Raw genomic sequence first — 284 nt, forward strand, 5'->3', positions numbered from 1 at the left:
CGGCGCTCGCCGGTGCGCAGCGCGGCGACCTGCGCGTTCAGATCACCGATCACCAGATCCGGCATCCGCGAATTGAACCGGATCAACTCGATGATCTCCCGATTCGGCACACCCCCCGAGAACACCTTCGTCCCCGGAAAGATAACCCCCTCCTGATGCATGTCCGTGGAATCCAGCACATACCCCGGATCCTTCGCCCCCAGATCCATCCAATGAGCACGCACACACAGGAAACCCACCAGATCCACACCCACGAACACCGGACAGAACAACGTCGCGTCATA

At 60.6% G+C, this 284-nt stretch carries 1 protein-coding gene; it reads right to left on the reverse strand.

Annotation, left to right across the window (positions count from 1 at the left end; all coding sequences use genetic code 11):
- The coding region (locus ACSC1Q_RS43240; protein ID WP_436764552.1) for a hydantoinase B/oxoprolinase family protein at positions 1–284 on the reverse strand (284 nt) is incomplete at both ends.

The organism is Streptosporangium heterodermiicola, from assembly GCF_051390675.1.
Classification (GTDB): Bacteria; Actinomycetota; Actinomycetes; order Streptosporangiales; family Streptosporangiaceae; genus Streptosporangium.